The organism is Ruegeria sp. CDSA077 (assembly GCF_059612265.1).
In genome coordinates, this window is the sequence record NZ_JBXWQG010000001.1 from 633,454 (window position 1) to 652,828 (window position 19,375).

Consider the following 19,375-nt stretch of genomic DNA (forward strand, 5'->3'; position numbering starts at 1 on the left):
TGCCTAGAACGGAATCTCGTCGTCGTCTATTCCACCAGATGCGGGTGCCGGGGCGCTGGATTGTCCGCCATAGGGGTCACCATAGCCACCACCTGCCTGGCCGCCACCGTAACCGCCGGATTGACCACCGCCACCGCCGCCGCCTTCTCCACGCGCATCCAGCAAAGTCAGCTCGCCGCGATAGGGGCGCAAAACCACCTCAGTGCTATAGCGGTCCTGACCGGACTGATCCTGCCACTTGCGGGTTTCCAGCTGACCTTCGATATAAACTTTGCTGCCCTTGCGCAGATATTGCTCGGCAATGCGGGCCAATGGTTCTGAAAAAATCGCGACCGAGTGCCATTCTGTCCGCTCGCGGCGTTCGCCGGTGTTGCGGTCTTTCCAGGTCTCGGAAGTGGCGATGCGCAGATTGCAGACCTTGCCACCGTTCTGGAACGACCGTACCTCGGGATCGCGCCCCAGATTTCCTACCAGAATGACCTTGTTGACAGAACCCGCCATGTATTTCCCCGTTCTTAACTGACTTGAGTGCGCCCGAATCTGGCGCTGTGTATTTCTGAGACCCTATACGCCCTGAACCATGGTTGGAACATGGATCATGAGAAATGAACTGGTCGGGAGTTTGCACAGAGAAAATTTACCATGCTTTCATTATTGGCTGAAATACATATACTCACTCGGGTTCGTGACAGTGCGGGACAGGCATTAATGCGTTTCAGATTTGGTTTTTTATCGGTTCTATGCTTTGCGTTGACCTGTGGACTCGCTGCGGCGGATACGCTGTCTACCAAAAGCCGTAAGGACATCTTTCTGAAGCAATCCAAATATTTGGACGGCCGTGCGGCCACCCAGTACCGCGATTCAGATCGGTTGAAGCCTAAGACGCCTCAACCACAATTCAGTAAGCGATATTCCGGCAACTATCGGGGTGAGTACCTGACGATGGCGCGGCAAGCGGCTCGTAAACACGATGTTCCCGAAGAACTGTTCCTGCGCCTTGTTCAGCAGGAAAGTGGATGGAATCCGCATGCCGTGTCACATAAAGGCGCGTTGGGTCTGGCCCAGTTGATGCCCGGGACCGCGCAATTATTGGGCGTGAACCCGCGCGACCCGAAACAGAATCTTGAAGGTGGGGCCCGGTATTTGTCCTGGCAATACCGCAAGTTCAAATCCTGGCGGCTTGCGCTGGCCGCCTATAATGCCGGACCTCAGGCTGTTGAAAAACACGGTGGCGTACCACCCTACAAGGAAACCCAGAATTACGTGAAGGTGATTTGGGGCGGTTAGGCCGCCCGATGAATTGCCGGATCAACAGGTGATGCGGCTTGGCCAAATCAGCGCGTTCAGTGACAGGCTGCTCGAGGTCGTGTCGCTTAATTAGGGCGCCGGAACCACCTTACCGACGCCCTTGTTGCGTACCCAATCCCATTACTCAGCGGCGATTTTTATGACGGGTTCCATACGTGCCAGGATGTCGTCTGCCAGATGGCATTTGACCTGATGACCGTCTGCCAGGGTTTTCACGGGTGGGACATCTCTTTCGCAAAGACCGTTGGGGACTTCGGATTTCCAGCGACAGCGGGTCTGAAACGGACAGCCAGGAGGCGGGTTCATCGCTGATGGGATGTCGCCTTCCAAGACGATGTGCTGCTTCTCGACCGATGTATCGGCGATGGGGACCGCGCTCAGCAGGGCTTCTGTATAGGGGTGATAGGGCGGCGAAAACACCTGATCAGTGGTGCCCAGCTCGACCACATGGCCCAGATACATCACCATCACCCGGTCGCTGAGATAGCGCACGATCGACAGGTCGTGGCTGATGAACAGCAGTGTGGTTTTGTGCTCGCGTTGGATCTCCATCAGCAGGTCGGTTACCGCCGCCTGCACCGATACATCCAGCGCCGAGACCGGCTCATCCGCCACCACGATCCGCGCATCCCCGGCAAAGGCGCGGGCGATGCCGACACGCTGTTTCTGACCACCCGAAAGCTGTCGCGGCATCCGCTCGGCAAAGGCGCGGGGCAGTTTCACCAAGTCCAACAGTTCGAGCATCCGCTTCTTGCGCTCGGCCTCGGACTTACCGACGCCAAAGATTTCCAGAGCGCGGATGATTTGACGGCCCACGGTCATCGAAGGATTCAACGTGTCGAACGGATTCTGGAACACCATCTGAACCTCGCCCACCGTCTTGGCGTCGCGCTCTTCGATGGGCACGTCCTCGATATTGCGGTTGTCCAGCAGGATCTGCCCGTCCGTGGCCGTCTCCAACCCCATAAGAACTTTGGCAAAGGTGGATTTGCCGCAGCCTGATTCGCCCACAATGGCGAGTGTCTCGGATTCATGCGCCTCAAAGCTCAGCGTTTCGTTGGCTTTGACTACCTTCGCTTCGCCGCCTCCGAACAGTGCATTTGCCGCAACCTCATAGTATTTCTTGAGATTTTCCATCTTTAGAACAACGCGGCCAATCTCACCTTTTTCCTTTTGCTCGGCCAGGGTGATGGGCGCGTTCCAGTCGATCTCCTGAAATTTCAGACAGCGGGTATGATGCCGGTCATTGCCTGGCACGGCCTCCATCAGAATGTTCTGCGCGTCACAGCGACCTTCCTCGAAATAGTCGCAGCGTGGGCCAAAGTTGCAGCCCGGAGGGCGCTCATGGGGCAGGGGGAAATTGCCCGGAATGGCCACCAGCGGGCGCGCGTTCTTGTCCGCACCCGGCAGTGGAATCGACCGGAAGAGCGCCTGCGTATAGGGGTGCTGCATTTCGTCGAACACATCCTTGATCGAGCCGCGCTCGACCGCTTCGCCGGAATACATCACGCACAGCCGGTCGCAGGTTTCCAGCACCAGCCCCAGATTGTGGCTGATGAACAGCATAGAGGTGCCGTATTTCTTGCCCAGATCCTTGACCAGCTCGACCACCGCGGCCTCGACGGTCACGTCAAGCGCGGTGGTGGGCTCGTCCAGGATCAGCAACGATGGCTTGGACATCAGCGCCATCGCGATCACGATGCGCTGCTGCTGGCCTCCCGACAGCTGGTGGGGGAAAGAATTCAGCATCCGTTCAGGGTCGGGCAGGCGTACATCGGTGACCACTTCCAGCGCACGGGCATAGGCCTCGTCCTTGCTGACGCCCTCGTGGATCATCGGTACTTCCATCAGCTGCCGACCGATCTTCATCGCGGGGTTCAGGCTGGCCATAGGTTCCTGATAGATCATGGCTATTTCATTGCCGCGAATATCGCGCAGTTCTTCGGCCGTCATCTCGGATAGGTCACGACCCTTGAACTTGATGGATCCGCCAACAACACGCCCGTTCTTGCCCAGATCCTGCATGACGCCCAACGCAACGGTGGATTTCCCGCACCCCGATTCCCCAACCAGCCCCACAGCTTCACCAGGCTGCACGCTGACCGAAAAATCCATCACTGCAGGGATCTCGCGCAACCGCGTGAAAAACGAAATCGACAGCTTGTCGATCTCCAATATCGGGCCCTCATAGGACGCAAGTTTGGTCATCTGTGTTGCTCCTCACCAGATCCCGGGGATCCCCTTCATCTGGCCAAAAATACCTCGGGGGTCCGGGGGCAGGGCCCCCGGCCGCTCATACATCAGTCCTTCAGACTTTCTTCGCGCAGGCCATCAGCCAACAGGTTCAACCCAAGAACCAGTGTCAACAGCGCCAGCGCAGGTGGCAGGGCAGGGTGCAGATAGATCGACAAGAGCTTGCGCCCTTCATTGATCGTCGACCCCCAATCGGGACTTTCGGGTGGTAGCCCGAGGCCAAAGAATCCCAAGGTTCCCAAAAGGATGGTCGTATAGCCAATGCGCAGACAGAAATCGACGATCAGCGGCCCGCGCGCATTGGGCAGGATTTCCCAAAGCATGATGTACCATGGACCTTCACCACGGGTTTGCGCTGCGGCAACATAATCGCGGGTTTTGATGTCCAACGCCAGGCCACGCACGATACGGAATACCGTGGGTGAGTTTACGAAAACCACCGAAACGAACACGACCAGAATGCCGCCGGGGATATTGAATAGGTCCAGATAGGTGGGCAGTCCCCAGATGTTGTAGCTGTTGGTTTCGATGATGTAGCCGTCTGTTGAAATCAGAGATAGATAGAGCCACATCGCGATGCCCAACACTCCGATCAGCAGAGGTGTGCGGAAATTGGGCCGCGTATAGAACCGCGAATTCAGCAGGACGCAAAGAAACAGGATCGGAAAGACGAACAACACAGCTGCCATATAGTTCGGCACACCGGTTGCCACGATCTCGGGCGTGACCAGCAGATAGAACAGCAGGATTACCGGGAAGGCCAAGATCAGGTTTGCCAGGAAGGACAGGAATGTGTCCAGACGTCCGCCATAAAACCCCGCAGGCAGGCCCAAAGTAATCCCGACCATGAAGGCAAATATGGTTGCCATCGGTGCGATCTGCACCACGATCCATGCCCCTTTGACCATCCGGCTGAACACATCGCGGGCCAGATTGTCCCCACCTAGCAGATACCAGGAATATGTTCCGTCCTCAGTGCTGGGCATTGGAGTTCCGGGCAACTTGTTCTTCATACCTGAAACTTGCGCCAGCGGATCATGCGTGACGATCAGGTCCAACGCACCAAAAATGCCGGTAAAGACCCAGAACATCACAAGGCCAAAACCGATCATGCCGATGGGGCTGTCGAACAGTTTGCCGTAAAGGCCCAGCTTGCGCTTGAAGGCGATCGACATTGCAAACAGGATGATCAGCGACATCCAGACAGGTAAAAACTGCCGAGAGATCGCTCCGATAATCCCGGCGCTTGTCCCCATCAAAATGCCAAGCACCACATATGCCAGACACAGCGCAACGCAGGCGAAAAAGCTGTATCTTAGCGCGATCTGCGTCAGGCCGCGCAGGCCGGTATCTGCATTGATTGTGCCGTCGATATTCACGACGACCGGCGTTTCGGGCAACACGATGCTGCCCAAGATCCAGACGATGATTGATACCCCTAGTGCAACCAGTGCGATCATCAGCAAGGGGTTCAGAATGGCGATAGAGCCGGTCCAGGTAAGTGGTTCCATGTTCTGTCCCTCCTTACGAAATTCGGATGCGTGGGTTGAGGTAGACATAGCCGATATCCGAGATCAGCTGCGTTACCAGCACCACAAAGACCGACACGACCGAAATCGCCAGCAGCAGCTGGATGTCGTTATTGCCTGCTGCCTGAACCAGCGCCCAGCCGAACCCTTTATAGTTAAACAGGGTCTCGACGATCACCACGCCGTTCAGCAGCCAGGGAAACTGCAGCATGATGACTGTGAACGGTGCGATCAGCGCGTTTCGCAGCGCGTGCTTCATGACGATATTCGGGAAGGAAACACCTTTGAGCCGCGCGGTACGGATATATTGCGCCGTCATCACCTCGGTCATCGAGGCGCGGGTCATACGAGCGATATAGCCCATCCCGTAGAGAGCAATAGTCAGTACCGGTAGAAAGAAGTTCTCAAAGGTCGGGTTCTCCATCGCCTGTGTCGCGGTGCCTTTGAACCATTTCAGGCCAACGGCAGACGAAGTGAAGATCGCGATAAAGATCACGCCCGAGACATATTCCGGGGTCGCTGTCGTCGTGATGGCGAATGTTGAAAGGGTTCGGTCGGTGGCCGATCCTTCTTTCATACCCGCCAGAACCCCAAGGATCAGCGCCGAGGGGACCATCAGCAACATAACCCAAAGCATCAACCGACCGGTCAGGGCCAGCCGAGTGCCAACAACTTTCGAAACTTCCTCTTTGAAAACGGACGAGTATCCCCAGTATCCCTGCAGGATGCCGCAGAAACTTGGCGAGCTTTCTGCAGTTTCGCCGGGCAGGATACATCTTCCTTGCACACTGCCGTCGTCGTTGGTGTGCCGATAGGATGGCAGCACGCCCAACCACTCGCCGTATTTGATCGGCGTCGGCTGCAGATACCCGTTTTTCAGCAGATAGCTTTCAACCTGTTCGTCGGACATACGAAAATTGCCCTGCGTTTTCGCAAGCTTTTCGAGGTTTGGATACAGGTTGGTGAGGAAGAAGACCAAGAATGTCAGGCACAAAGCTGTGATGAGCATGATGCCGACACGCTTTAGAATGAATAGTCCCATATTAGCCCCTGTTGGTGGCCAGTGCAGGTGTCAAAAGCCCCACACTTCGCTGTTTTTTGGTCGCCACGATACGGACGAAAAAGCCGCGCCCAATCGGCGCGGCTTGTATCTGTCGGCTTAGGAAAGAATGCCGAACTTATAGATTTGTGGCAGGTCGGCGATGTGCTTTTCAACCCCAACCATATTGTCCCGGTGGTGACGCATCGCCGTCCGCCAATAGGGTTGGATGGTCACGCCTTCTTCGATCATGATCGCCTGCAGCTTGGCCATGACTTCGCGACGTTTGTCGACATCCGCGATCGAGTTTGCCTCTGCCAGAAGCGCGTCGAACTCGTCATTGGCGAAACCAGCCTCGTTCCAGGCTACGCCCGATTTGTAGGCCAGCGCCAGAACCTGCGTGCCCAGCGGGCGGTGGTTCCAGTTGGTCGACGAGAAGGCGTATTTCGTCCAGTCGTTCCAGAAGGTCGAACCCGGAAGAACTGTATGACGTGCCTTGATGCCCGCATCGTTCAACTGAGCGACCACGGCCGCGGTCGTGTTGCGGCGCCAGTCGTCGTCGATGGACTGAACCTCATGCTCGAAGTCACCCATTCCGGCCTCGTCCATCAGCGCTTTGGCCGCTGCGGGATCGAAGGGCAGGCGGGTCACAGCCGAGTCATATTCCGGGTGCATCGGGCCAACATGGCAGTTGTCGGCAGGAATGCCGTATCCCGACATGCCCAGCTCCAGGCAAACGGCGTTGTCGACGGCCATGGCCAGGGCCTGCCGCACACGTTTGTCGGCGTAGATCTTGTTGCCGTCGGCATCTTCGGCCAGCTGGTTCGGGCGGATGACGATGGTAAAGCCCGATGGGATCTCGGACCGTGTCAGACCGATGCTGTCAAAGATGTCGACGAATTCGCCGACCGACTCCCAGTTCATGTCGATCTCTTCGGCCTCATAAGCAGCCAGGAAGGCCGCTGGGTCTGTGCCGTAGTCGATGAATTCGATCCGATCGATATAGCCACCCTTGCCCGCAGCATATCCCCACCAGTCGTGCTCTTCATTGCGGACCAGTACACCCTTTACGCCCACTTCGTGGCTTTCAGGGATCATGAAGCCAGTGCCAATCGGGTTGGCCAGCATATTGTTGGGATCGTGGCTGCTGTGCACGATGGCTGCCGGATAGTCGGCCATACCAGGAATGATCGTGATATCGGGCGTGTTGCAGGTCAGCTTGACCGTGTGATCATCGACCACAGTGATTGCACCTTCACCCGCTTTCTGGGTTGCCTCGTCAACCAGGGATGACATGCGCGATGCCATCGAGTTCCCCTCGACTGCCGCGTCACACCACATTTCGATGTTGCGGGCGACATCCGCTGCGGTGAAGTCATCACCATTGTTCCACTTGACGCCTTTGCGAACGTTCAGCGTGTGCTCAGTCGCGTCATCGTTGGATTCCCAGCTTTCCAGCAACATCGGCTTGAACGAACCGTCATTGTTGTATTCGACCAGATATTCCAGCCAGCCAGCCGTGAAGGTCGCAATTTGCGTCCAGTCATAAGTACGTGGATCTTTCAGGCCGCGCACTTCCATCTGATAGCGGATAGTTCCACCGCGCGGTGGCTCTTGTGCTTGTGCCGGAGACGCCAGGCCGATCATTCCATAGGCGGCGGGGACGGTAACCCCCAATGCCGTCACGCGCGCCAAAAACTCGCGGCGGCTTAGTTGCCCGTCGCGGTACTCTTGCGCGTGCATTTCCGCGGCACGATGGATCGGCGCTCCGGTAATGGTTTGGTGTTTCATTAATGTCTCTCCCTGTGACATCGATTTTGATGAAGTAGCTCTGAACCGCTCAGACCAGTTGGTGCCAGGCAGCAGGTTCGTGTGTTCTTTTTTGGATAAGCAGCATCCCCATGGCGTCATTCGGCACCAGATTTCCCATGAGGTCAATGTCGGAAATCGTCATCAACTGCACAAAAGCGACATGTTGCGGCCGAAGTTTCCGTCATCGCGGATGCTTAATCTGTGCTCTGGGTAATTCGAATAGTGACCGCCAATCAGATTCGATCACTTCGAATCTGCGGTTGGTGTCCTGAAAATGGGTTTGTAACTACGTTAAGTATCACTTTGATAAATCAACGCGAATCCAGTTTTTCATGCGTGCGCGAAACCATGTGCGCTGACGTTTGGCAAATTGACGGGTCGAGATTGTGGCACGCTCGCGCGCGTCATCCAGTGTGATACGGCCTTCAAGATAGGCTACCAACTCGGGAACGCCGATGGCCTTGAAAGACGGCAGCGAGGCGTCATACCGGTTTCGCATCGCCTCAACTTCTTCCAAAGCACCACTTTCCAGCATCAGGTCAAACCGGCGCCTGATCCGATCCAATAGCCATTCTTTGTCGACATCAAACACAATGGGCACGGCGTCTTGCGGGTTCAGAACCGGAGGAGGGGTGTCGGCTTGCCAGTCCCGCAAGCTGCGCCCGGTGGCTTGCTGAACTTCCCACGCACGTTGAACGCGGGCGCGATTCCGGGTGTCAATCCCGGCCAGGGTTTTGGCATCGACCCCATCAATCAGTGTAGCTAGGTCCAGTTGATCCGCGGCAGCCCGAACTTTGGTCGGAGTCGCCGGGATATCGGCCATACCTTCGGTCAGGGCAGAAAAATACAAACCTGTACCGCCCACAATGATGGGGCGCTTTCCGCCGGACAGCAATGGCTTGACCTCGCGCAACCAGTGGCCAGTCGAATAGTCCTGATCATAAGGCACATGACCATAAAGCAGATGCGGCGCGCGGTCTTCTTCCTCGGCGGAGGGACGCGCCGAGATCACGCGCCAGCAATCATAAACCTGGCTTGCGTCTGCATTGACGATCACGCCGCCGAACGTTTCGGCGATCTTCAGCGCCAATGCTGATTTCCCCGATGCGGTAGGCCCGGCGATCAAGACGGGTTTGTCGCCAGGAATAGGGGGAAGGCGGTCCCAAAACTGCGTCATCTTGGCATTGGCCATTCAGGTTGCCTCATTCCTCATCATCCGCATTGAACCCGCGGAGCTTTTGCTTCATTTTGCGCCGGAATTAAACCCGTGCCAGCCCGGAGCGCAACATGACCCTTTCCCCCACAACCGACACTGTCGATACAACCAAGGCGAAATACAGCCGAGTGATGCTGAAGATTTCGGGCGAGGCGCTGATGGGAGATCAGGGTTTTGGCCTGCATCCGCCCACCGTCCAGCGCATCGCGCAAGAGGTAAAGTCAGTTCACGATCTAGGGGTCGAGATTTGTATGGTCATCGGTGGTGGCAACATCTTTCGCGGTCTCAGCGGTTCAGCTCAGGGGATGGAACGGACGACGGCGGATTACATGGGTATGCTGGCTACGGTCATGAATGCGCTTGGCATGCAATCGGCGCTTGAGGAGGTTGGCGTGTTTACTCGTGTGATCTCGGCCATTCGTATGGATGAGGTTTGCGAGCCTTACATCCGCCGCCGCGCTGTGCGGCATCTGGAAAAGAAACGGGTCTGCATCTTTGCCGCTGGAACAGGGAATCCGTATTTCACCACAGATACTGCAGCGACACTGCGCGCCAATGAGATGGCTTGCGAGGCGATCTTTATGGGTAAGAACGGCGTGGACGGTGTCTATGACAAAGACCCCAAAGAACATGCGGATGCGGTGCGTTATGACACGGTCAGCTACGATGACGTGTTGGCAAAGCGGCTGAAAGTCATGGATGCATCGGCCATTGCGCTAGCGCGCGACAATAACCTGCCTCTGATCGTATTCGGATTGGATGAGCCGGGCGGTTTCCGCGGTATCCTAGCCGGTGAGGGAACCTACACAAAAGTTCAGGGCTAGACACCCGAACGGTACTCATTTTCAAGGCCGGGCATAATTGCCCGGCTTTTTCTTTGGTTCAGGGCACAGTGTTCTTGACGATGGCAAAAGCTGTGGGCAATTTGTCGGCGTACTTGCGCGGCAAAGGCGCAGGTTCTGCGGGCACCTGAACGTGTCGGCTGGGCTGGAAGACCTGCCATGATTTCTGAGGGTTCCGAAATCATGCTCGGGCACCTCTTGGATAGGCAAGCATGATCAAGGAGGCACGTGCCATGAGCACTCTGGATATCAATTTTGTTCGGTCGCAGTTCCCGGCTTTTTCCGAACCCAGCCTGCAGGGACAGGCATTTTTCGAAAATGCTGGTGGATCATATACTTGCAAGCCGGTGCTTGATCGTTTGACGCGCTATTACACCCAGCGCAAGGTACAGCCCTATGCCCCCTATGATGCCAGCCGTCTGGCCGGAGAGGAAATGGACGAGGCCCGCGCCCGAATGGCTGCGATCATGGGTGTGGATGCAGATGAACTGAGCTTTGGCCCGTCGACCACGCAGAACACCTATGTTCTGGCGCAGGCATTCCGACAGTGGATGCAGCCGGGTGATGCGATTGTCGTGACAAATCAAGATCATGAGGCCAATTCGGGGCCTTGGCGCCGTCTTGCTGATGAAGGCATAGAGGTTCGCGAATGGCAGATAGACCCCGAATCCGGGTCTCTGAACCCGCAGGATCTTGAGGACATTCTGGACGAAAAGGTGCGTCTGGTCTGTTTTCCGCATTGTTCGAACGTGGTCGGGGAAATCAATCCGGTTACCGAGATAACTGCGATTGCACATGCGGCAGGCGCGTTTGTCTGCGTCGACGGTGTCTCTTACGCGCCGCATGGATTTCCGAATGTCGGTGATCTGGGACCGGATATCTATCTGTTTTCGGCGTATAAAACCTATGGTCCTCATCAGGGATGCATGGTGATCCGCCGGGCATTGGGGGAGCTGTTGCCCAATCAGGGGCACTATTTCAACGGCGATGTTCTTTATCAACGATTTACCCCTGCAGGGCCGGATCACGCACAGATCGCCGCCAGCGCGGGCATGGCGGATTACGTCGATCTACTATGCGAACATCATGACGGACCCGGAACTGGTGCTGCAGCGCGGGGGGCGTTTGTCCACGACCTGATGCGCGGGCACGAGATCGCCCTGCTACAACCGGTTCTGGATGCGGTTAAAGATCGCAATGCAGCCCGTCTGATCGGAACCTCTGATGCCTCGCGGCGTGCGCCAACGGTGGCGCTGGCGCTGAACCGAAATGCTGAATCTGTTGCTGCCAGTCTTGCCTCGCATGGGGTTATGGCCGGTGGCGGAGATTTCTATGCCGTGCGTCCTTTGCAGGCCATGGGTGTGGATCTGGGTCAAGGTGTTTTGCGAGTCAGCTTTACGCATTACACATCGAAACAGGAAATTGATCAGCTTTTGAATGCGTTGGACGCTGTTTTGTGATCCAGTTCTGACACTGCTGCGTAGAAAGGTAAACAATACGGAGCAGTCATGGGACCCAAGAGCCCGCCGATAATTATGTGGTTCCGACAGGATTTGCGACTGTCGGACCATCCTGCACTCAGCGCTGCTTCGGCAACCGGGCGGCCAATCATTCCGGTCTATATTTTCGACGATCTTGGGCAGGCCTTGGGTGCGGCTCCTAAATGGCGCCTCGGCAAGGGCCTGGAGGTGTTTGACCGCGCGTTGGCGCAGTTGGGAAGCCGTCTGATCTTGCGGCGCGGGGATGCATTGGAGGTTCTGCAAAACCTGATCAAGAAAACCGGATCCACCGAGGTCTATTGGTCTCGGGCTTACGATCCGGACACGATTGCCCGAGATACAAGGATCAAGACGGCTCTGACCAGACTGGGCGTACAGCCCAAATCGTTTTCCGGGCACCTGCTTTTTGAGCCCTGGACCGTCCAGACCAAGACCGGAACGCCTTTTCGCGTGTTTACACCAATGTGGCGATCGGTACAGAAACGCGAGGTTCCATTCCCACATGCGCGACCCGCCGCGCTGACCCCGCCGAAGGAATGGCCGCATACAGATACTCTGGAGTCGTGGGGATTGGCCGCGGGAATGAACCGCGGGGCATCAGTTTGCGCCCGCTATGTACAGCCAGGGGAAGACGCAGCGTTCAAAACGCTCCATCGGTTCTTGGAACGGCTTTCGGGGTATCCCGAAGCCCGGGATCAGCTGGCCGAGGATGGAACGTCGGGCATTTCCGAATATCTATCGCTTGGTGAGATTGGACCACGTAGCGTCTGGCACGCCCTTCAGGGCGCAGAGATGTTCGGCATGTCCGGTACCGAAGCCTATTTGCGGCAGTTGGTTTGGCGTGAATTTGCCTATCATTTGATGTTCCATACGCCTCATTTGTTAAGCAACAACTGGAAACCGGAATGGGATCAGTTCCCTTGGGGCCAAAACGCCTCTAGCCCCGAGATCATTGCTTGGAAGCAGGCAAGGACAGGCATTCCCGTGGTCGATGCTGGGTTGCGACAGATGTACGTCACAGGTCGCATGCACAATCGCGCCCGGATGATTGTCGCCAGCTATTTGACCAAACATCTGATGGCGCACTGGAAAATCGGTATGGGCTGGTTTTCCGATTGCCTGACCGATTGGGATCCGGCCTCAAATGCGATGGGTTGGCAATGGGTTGCTGGGTCCGGCCCAGATGCGTCCCCGTTTTTCCGTATCTTTAACCCCGAGGCGCAGCAAAAAAAATATGATCCCCATTGCGACTATGTACGGAAATGGGTGGCCGAAGGACAGTCAAACCCGCCCTCGAGCGCACTTGATTATTTTGAAGCCATTCCCTGCAAGTGGGGTCTTGATCCGTCTGCGCCATACCCAAACCCTGTTGTGGGTTTGGCCGAAGGACGCGCGCGTGCCTTGTCGGCCTATGAGGGCCGAAAAAGCCGGTAAAGAACTGAAAACTTGCCAGAAACACAAACTCGTTTTAGCCTTCTATAACAACCGCACAGAGGAGAGCGGATGGTTCTAACTACAATCGAAGGGCAGACAGACCTGCCAAGATATTTTGCACATGTTCTGAATATGCTGAACCAGATGGAGCGGGGGCAGCTTGATATTGCCTTGCCAGACGGTCGTGTATTTCGAACCGAAGGCAAACGCCCTGGGCCTGTCGCACGGGTCGATATTCACAATCCGGACGTATTTGCACGACTTATCCGGGAGGGTGAGCTGGGGTTTTCAGACGGATATCTGGAAGGCGATTGGAGCACACCAGATCTGCGTGCCTTCATGGATCTAGTGCATCTGGGTACCGAGACCGTGTACGACGATTTCACCGGGAAATTTCTGGTACAGGCCTATGAACGCCTGCGCTTTTGGCTGCATCGAAACAACCGTCGACAGGCTAAAAAGAATATCTCTTATCATTACGATTTAGGTAATGAATTCTATGGGTTATGGCTGGATGATACCATGACCTATTCCAGTGCATTGTTCGAAACCGGACAGGAAAGCTTGGAAAAGGCACAAACCGCTAAATACGCCAGTCTGGTTGATGAAATGGGTGCCAAACCCGGTGACCATATTTTGGAAATCGGCTGCGGATGGGGTGGTTTCGCCGAATATGCAGCAAAAGAGCGTGGCCTGCGGGTCACAGGCTTGACGATCAGCAAGGAACAGTTGAGCTTTGCCAGACAACGTATTGAAAAAGAAGGACTTACAGATTTAGTTGATCTGAAGCTGCAGGATTATCGTGACGAACGGGGCCAATATGACGGGATCGCCTCTATTGAGATGTTCGAGGCGGTTGGTCAGAAATATTGGCCGGTTTATTTCGACACTATCCGTGATCGCTTAAAACCTGGCGCACAGGCAACGTTGCAAATCATTACCGTTGGCGATCATCGCTGGGATGTGTATAAGAATGGTGTTGATTTCATTCAGAAATATATCTTTCCGGGTGGGATGCTTCCGGCTCCGACAATTCTGCAGGAGCAGGTGGCGAATGCGGGTCTGACCGTGGTGAAGTCAAAAGAATTCGGCAAAAGCTATGATCTGACACTGCGCCGCTGGTACGAGACGTTCAATGACAAATGGGACGAGATTTCGGGAATGGGGTTTGATGAGCGTTTTCGCCGCATGTGGAATTATTATTTGACTGCTTGCGGCGCGGCCTTTGACACCGGCAACTGTGATGTGACACAGATCACCATAGCGAAACCTACTTAGTAAACGGACCTTTAGAATGCCCAGCGCCTCACGTCTTGTCGCAGCCCTTTGTCTGGCGGTGGTGGCATTTCTGGTTTCCAGTATGATCATCGCAAATGGTGAAGAAGGCAAAAGCTATGGCTACTTCACTGTCGTCAACATGGCCCTAGGGGTCGCGTGTGGTTGGAAAATCATGGGTAAACGGACCGGCAAAGGGTGGACCGCTGCCGTCAATAACGGACTGACAGGCATTGCTTCGCTGGTGTTTTGGGGTCTTTTCGTTCAGGGCACCTATGAGATGTTCCGCTTGGCCATGCGCCACCGTTATGATGGACCGTTCGAGGCCCTTACTGCGATTTTCAAAATCAGTGTTGGCTATGGCGAACAGTTGTTAGCTCCGGAAATTCTGTGGACTTTGGCTATTGGCGCTCTTATCGCCGGTTTGGCGACGGAAGAAGCAAGCCGCCGCTGGCGCTAGCACCCAAACACCAACGCGAGATACCCTTGTGAACGATCTGTTTTTCTATGGCACGCTTCGGCATCTGCCACTGCTGCAACTGGTGCTTGGCCGTCCGCTGTCACGCCTGACTTTGTCAGAGGCCAAGCTGAAGGATCACGCGGTTTACAGCGTGCGCGACGAGGCATTTCCGATGATCCAGCCAGAACGTGGGGGCGTTGCGGATGGCCTTCTGGTTCAGGGCCTCGAACCCGAGGATTTCAGGCGACTGATTTTCTATGAAGGGGGGTTTGATTATGATCTGCAGCTGCAGCCCGTTGAACTGCCCGATGGCTCTGTTGTCGAAGTCAGCGTGTTCTTTCCCGAGCCTGACCTGTGGTCGCCCGGTGAGCTATGGTCCTTGCAGGACTGGGCAGACGCGTGGGCGGATCTGACCCTAACCGCCGCGCAAGAGGTCATGGGCTATTACGGCAAGGCCGATGCCGTCAAGATCGCGCGCAGTTTTCCGTCGATCCGAACCCGCGCCTGGGCCAAGCTGGCTGCACGCAAACGCGGAACCGGTGACGCGCGTGATCCGAAGAAAGATGTGATCGTACACAAGCATACCCATGCCTATATTGACTATTTCGGCATGCAGGAGGTTCAGCTTCAACACCGCCGGAATGACGGCACGATGGGGTCAGTGCTGAACCGCAACGGATTGATGCAGGGCAGTGCTGTGGTGGTTCTGCCATATGATCCGGGGCGTGACGCGGTGCTTTTGGTTGAACAATTTAGGACGCCGGTTTTCCTGATCGAAGACCCCGAGCCGTGGATGTGGGAACCCGTTGCAGGCATGATTGACCCCGGTGAAACGCCGCAACAGGCTGCGCGGCGTGAGGCGATGGAAGAAGCCCAGATCAACCTCAAGTCGCTTGAATTTGCCGGAGAGGCCTATTCGTCCAGCGGATCGTCCACCGAATACGTTTATCTTTACGTAGGGTTGGCCGATCTTGAGAAAACGATAGACGATGGCGGGCTGGCCTCGGAAGGTGAGGATATCCGCACCAAAATCATTCCCTATGCTCAGTTCATGGATCAAGTCGACGGGCATGGGTTCAAGGATTTGCCGCTATTGTCACTGGCGCATTGGCTGGCTCGGCACAGAGACAGGCTGCGTGGGGCGTGATCGCGGCTTGTGGTTGTTGCGTAGCATCTGTAAATCTTCGTTGATACGTAAAGAAATGAGGGCGCCATGCGCATTGCGAAAGACCTTGCCGACGCAGTAGGGAAAACTCCGTTGATCCGGCTGCGCCGTATCAGTGAGGAAACCGGGTGTGAAATTCTTGGCAAGGCCGAGTTCATGAATCCTGGTCAATCGGTCAAGGACCGTGCCGCTCTTTATATCATTCGCGATGCCATAGCACGGGGCGACCTGAAACCTGGGGGCACCATCGTTGAAGGCACCGCTGGAAACACCGGTATCGGTCTGGCGCTTGTCGGGGCGTCGATGGGCTTCAAGACCGTGATCGTGATCCCGGAGACCCAGTCCGAAGAAAAGAAAGACATGCTGCGTCTCGCGGGCGCACAGTTAGTTCAGGTCCCGGCAGCGCCGTATCGCAACCCGAACAACTTTGTACATTACTCTCGCCGTCTGGCTGAAGAACTGGCGCAGACGGAACCCAATGGCGCAATCTGGGCCAATCAGTTCGACAACGTCGCCAACCGTCAGAGCCATGTCGAGACCACCGGCCCCGAGATCTGGGAGCAAACCGGCGGTAAGGTCGACGGCTTTGTCAGTGCGGTTGGTTCAGGTGGCACGTTGGCCGGTGTGGCCGAGGCCCTGCAGCCCAAAGGCGTCAAGATCGCATTGGTCGATCCGATGGGGGCCGGGTTGTATTCCTATTACAAAACCGGTGAGATCGCGATGGAGGGAAGCTCGATCGCGGAAGGTATCGGGCAGGTGCGGATCACCAAGAACCTTGAGGGGTTCAAACCGGATTTCGCCTATCAGATGACGGATAACGAAGCGTTGCCCTATATCTTTGACCTTCTGCGCGACGAAGGTCTGGTCATGGGCGGATCGACCGCCATCAACATGGCTGGCGCCGTGCGCCTGGCCAAGGATCTGGGTCCGGGCCATACCATTGTTACGATTCTGTGTGATTATGGCACGCGCTATCAATCCAAGCTGTTCAACCCGGAATTCCTGCGCGAAAAAGAATTGCCTGTTCCTGATTGGATGACCGAGGCGCCGCGTAGCATTCCGGGCGTTTTCGAGGACGTATGATGTTGCGGCTGGTCCGCCTGTTTCTGGCCCTTGTTTCACTTTTGTTTGCAGTTCTGTCTGGTCCTGCAACGGCCCAGCTTTCGGATCGGCAAAGTGACTACTATCAGGGTTGGGTAAAAACGGCGGATCGGGCCGAAGATGTGATCGAGGCCAATCGGGCCTCGAACGCTTCGCTGGAAAATCTGCGATCCGAAATTCATACCTATCGAGATGTTTTCAACAGCGCGCGTGGTGCAAATACCGAACGTATTCAGACCCTGGAAAGCCAGATCAAGGCTTTGGGTCCCGGACCGGAAGGTGATGCCACCGAACCGGAAGACATTGCTACGCTGCGTTCACATCTTGAAAACCAACTGAACGCGCTGCGGGTGCCGCATATCATTTCCGACGAGGCCTTCAGTCGCGCCAACGGACTGATCGCAGAAATTGACCAGATCCTGCGAAATAGGCAGAAAAAAGAGCTGTTGGAGCGCGGCCCATCGCCACTGAACCCCAGCTATTGGCGACCAGCCTGGGTTGACCTGACTGAAGCGGGCCGAAGCCTTTTCAACGAGGCTGTGCAGAACTACCAAACAGATGTGGTGCATGAGCAGCTTCGCAAACAGGGGCTTGGAATTCTATTGTTGGTCTTCGTGGCCATTGTTTTGCTGGGCTATGGAAAACGTTGGTCCGAGGCTGCCGGGAACTATCTGCGTACCATAGGGGGGCAGGGAACTGGCGTATGGACATTCCTGACATCGCTGTTTCGGATAATTCTGCCATGGCTGGGTGTTTTGTTGCTGGTAAAAGCCGTCGTCTTGACGGGGATATTGGGATTGCGGGGAACCCTTCTGATACAAAACGTACCGTTCTGGGCGGCCATTGTTCTGTACTACGACTGGATTGGTCGTCAGGTCTATGTAATGCAGCAGGCGCAGGGTTTCAGAAAGCTCTCGCCAAAGCGGATCACCGAGCTTCGAATCTACCTGGATCTGCTTGCCGTTTTTCTCATTTTGCATGATCTTGGGAACCTTTTCGAACAGATCGAGAATACTTCGGATGCGACGCGCGCGGTTGTAGGCTTCCCAGTTATTCTTGCAACTGCTCTGGTTCTGTTGCGTGCGCGGCAGATACGGCTTGCCGAGGTGCAGGCAGAACCTGATGGCAATGCCCGTGGAACCGGGGTTATCCAGCTGGTCGAATTCTTGCGCCGAGCATTGTTCCTGTTGGGAGTTGTCAGCCCAGTTCTGGCCGCCATCGGTTATAACAACGCGGCTGAGGCCATTGTTTTTCCAGCGGTAAAATCGTTGATCCTGATTGCCGCACTGATCATCCTTCAACGATTCCTGACTTCGGTTTATGGATTGATAACCCGCAAGGGTGAGGCAGCCCGGGACACATTGTTTTCGGTTCTGATTGGCTTTGCCATGGCCATTTTGGCCCTGCCGGTTCTGGCGCTGATCTGGGGCGCACGCGAGACCGATTTGTTAGAGGCATGGTCGCGGCTCCTTTTGGGGTTCGACATTGGGGGCGTGACCGTCTCGCCCAGTAATTTCTTTACTTTTCTGGTGGTCTTCCTGATCGGATACGGACTGACACGCGCCCTGCAGGGTGGGTTGCGGACCTCTTTGTTGCCAAAGACGAGCATTGATCCTGGTGGTCAAAACGCGATTGTTTCAGGGACGGGGTATGTCGGTATTTTCCTGGCAGCCTTGGTCGCCATCATGGTTGCGGGTTTCGATCTGTCGTCTCTGGCCATCGTGGCCGGGGCGCTCTCTGTCGGGATCGGATTTGGTCTGCAAACCATTGTCTCGAACTTTGTGTCCGGCATTATTCTTTTGGTCGAACGTCCGATCTCAAAAGGCGATTGGATCGACGTAAACGGGATGATGGGTTATGTGCGCGACATCTCGGTACGCTCGACCCGAATTGAGACCTTCGATCGAACAGATGTCATTGTCCCGAACTCGGACCTGATCAGCGGTGTTGTCACCAACTATACCCGTGGAAACACGATCGGACGCGTCATTGTCCCGGTCGGGGTAGCCTATGGTACCGATACCCGCGTGGTTGAGACAATCCTGGGCGAAATCGCCAACGCACATCCGATGGTATTGGCGAATCCGGCACCCAGCGTTGTGTTTCAGGGGTTCGGAGCGGATTCTCTGGACTTTGAAATCCGCGCCATTTTGCGGGATGTGAATTGGGTTCTTTCGGTGAAGTCCGACATGAACCATGAGATCAATCGCCGCTTTGTCGAAGAGGGGATCGAGATACCGTTTGCTCAGCGTGATGTCTGGCTGCGAAACCCCGAGGCCCTTCAATCGTCAGGTAACGCGCAAATGCCCCCATCTGAGCCTGTTTCAGAGACAAAAGCGCCCCCGGCCTCTTCGCCCGCCGAATTGACCGAGGCTGATCTTTCCGACGGTGATGGTGACGAACCCTGAGGCAAGTTCGGGCCTGAAACGAGCCAGAGAATTT

Annotated in this window: 15 protein-coding genes; 9 read left to right on the forward strand and 6 right to left on the reverse strand. The window is 55.8% G+C overall.

Features of this window, described 5'->3' with window-relative positions:
- Nucleotides 1-3: 3 nt before the first annotated feature.
- Nucleotides 4-501, reverse strand: coding sequence for a single-stranded DNA-binding protein (gene ssb, locus AC2FLE_RS03195; protein ID WP_142634245.1), 498 nt, complete (start codon nt 499-501; stop codon nt 4-6).
- Nucleotides 502-708: 207 nt separating this feature from the next.
- Here ssb and AC2FLE_RS03200 point away from each other — a divergent pair, with 207 nt between their 5' ends.
- Nucleotides 709-1,287: a lytic transglycosylase domain-containing protein gene (locus AC2FLE_RS03200; RefSeq protein ID WP_271946701.1), complete on the forward strand. Its 579-nt coding sequence runs from the start codon at nt 709-711 to the stop codon at nt 1,285-1,287.
- A 141-nt stretch (nt 1,288-1,428) separates the two neighbouring features.
- Here AC2FLE_RS03200 and AC2FLE_RS03205 read toward each other — a convergent pair whose 3' ends face one another.
- The 5 genes from AC2FLE_RS03205 to miaA all read right to left on the reverse strand — a co-directional run bounded on the left by AC2FLE_RS03205 (nt 1,429) and on the right by miaA (nt 9,133).
- Nucleotides 1,429-3,516, reverse strand: coding sequence for a dipeptide ABC transporter ATP-binding protein (locus AC2FLE_RS03205; RefSeq protein ID WP_496695195.1), 2,088 nt, complete (start codon nt 3,514-3,516; stop codon nt 1,429-1,431).
- Between the two features lie 92 nt (nt 3,517-3,608).
- Entirely contained in the window at nt 3,609-5,072 is a 1,464-nt protein-coding gene (locus AC2FLE_RS03210) for an ABC transporter permease (RefSeq protein ID WP_142634239.1), read from the reverse strand.
- A 13-nt stretch (nt 5,073-5,085) separates the two neighbouring features.
- Nucleotides 5,086-6,132, reverse strand: coding sequence for an ABC transporter permease (locus tag AC2FLE_RS03215; protein WP_281972213.1), 1,047 nt, complete (start codon nt 6,130-6,132; stop codon nt 5,086-5,088).
- A 117-nt stretch (nt 6,133-6,249) separates the two neighbouring features.
- Entirely contained in the window at nt 6,250-7,920 is a 1,671-nt protein-coding gene (locus AC2FLE_RS03220) for an ABC transporter substrate-binding protein (protein ID WP_496690672.1), read from the reverse strand.
- Nucleotides 7,921-8,239: 319 nt separating this feature from the next.
- Nucleotides 8,240-9,133, reverse strand: a complete 894-nt coding sequence (gene miaA / locus AC2FLE_RS03225; RefSeq protein WP_496695198.1) for a tRNA (adenosine(37)-N6)-dimethylallyltransferase MiaA — start codon at nt 9,131-9,133, stop codon at nt 8,240-8,242.
- Between the two features lie 95 nt (nt 9,134-9,228).
- Here miaA and pyrH point away from each other — a divergent pair, with 95 nt between their 5' ends.
- The 8 genes from pyrH (at nt 9,229) to AC2FLE_RS03265 (ending at nt 19,341) form a co-directional block, all read left to right on the forward strand.
- Nucleotides 9,229-9,981: a UMP kinase gene (gene pyrH, locus AC2FLE_RS03230; protein WP_496695200.1), complete on the forward strand. Its 753-nt coding sequence runs from the start codon at nt 9,229-9,231 to the stop codon at nt 9,979-9,981.
- 251 nt (nt 9,982-10,232) lie between these two features.
- A complete protein-coding gene (locus AC2FLE_RS03235; protein WP_496695202.1) occupies nt 10,233-11,459 on the forward strand; it encodes an aminotransferase class V-fold PLP-dependent enzyme in 1,227 nt (408 codons plus the stop codon).
- Nucleotides 11,460-11,507: 48 nt separating this feature from the next.
- Complete coding sequence (locus AC2FLE_RS03240; protein ID WP_496695204.1) at nt 11,508-12,932, forward strand: cryptochrome/photolyase family protein; 1,425 nt, start codon at nt 11,508-11,510, stop codon at nt 12,930-12,932.
- A gap of 69 nt (nt 12,933-13,001) precedes the next feature.
- A complete protein-coding gene (locus tag AC2FLE_RS03245; RefSeq protein ID WP_496695206.1) occupies nt 13,002-14,210 on the forward strand; it encodes a class I SAM-dependent methyltransferase in 1,209 nt (402 codons plus the stop codon).
- A 16-nt stretch (nt 14,211-14,226) separates the two neighbouring features.
- On the forward strand, nt 14,227-14,667 hold the full coding sequence (locus AC2FLE_RS03250; RefSeq protein ID WP_496695208.1) for a TrgA family protein: 441 nt from the start codon (nt 14,227-14,229) through the stop codon (nt 14,665-14,667).
- Nucleotides 14,668-14,695: 28 nt separating this feature from the next.
- On the forward strand, nt 14,696-15,814 hold the full coding sequence (locus tag AC2FLE_RS03255; RefSeq protein WP_496695210.1) for an NUDIX domain-containing protein: 1,119 nt from the start codon (nt 14,696-14,698) through the stop codon (nt 15,812-15,814).
- Between the two features lie 66 nt (nt 15,815-15,880).
- The gene (locus AC2FLE_RS03260) at nt 15,881-16,915 is read left to right on the forward strand and encodes a cysteine synthase A (protein ID WP_142634220.1); all 1,035 of its coding nucleotides are present in this window, start codon (nt 15,881-15,883) and stop codon (nt 16,913-16,915) included.
- The gene (locus tag AC2FLE_RS03265) at nt 16,915-19,341 is read left to right on the forward strand and encodes a DUF3772 domain-containing protein (protein WP_496695212.1); all 2,427 of its coding nucleotides are present in this window, start codon (nt 16,915-16,917) and stop codon (nt 19,339-19,341) included. The genes AC2FLE_RS03260 and AC2FLE_RS03265 overlap by 1 nt, the downstream gene beginning before the upstream one ends.
- Nucleotides 19,342-19,375 lie beyond the last annotated feature (34 nt).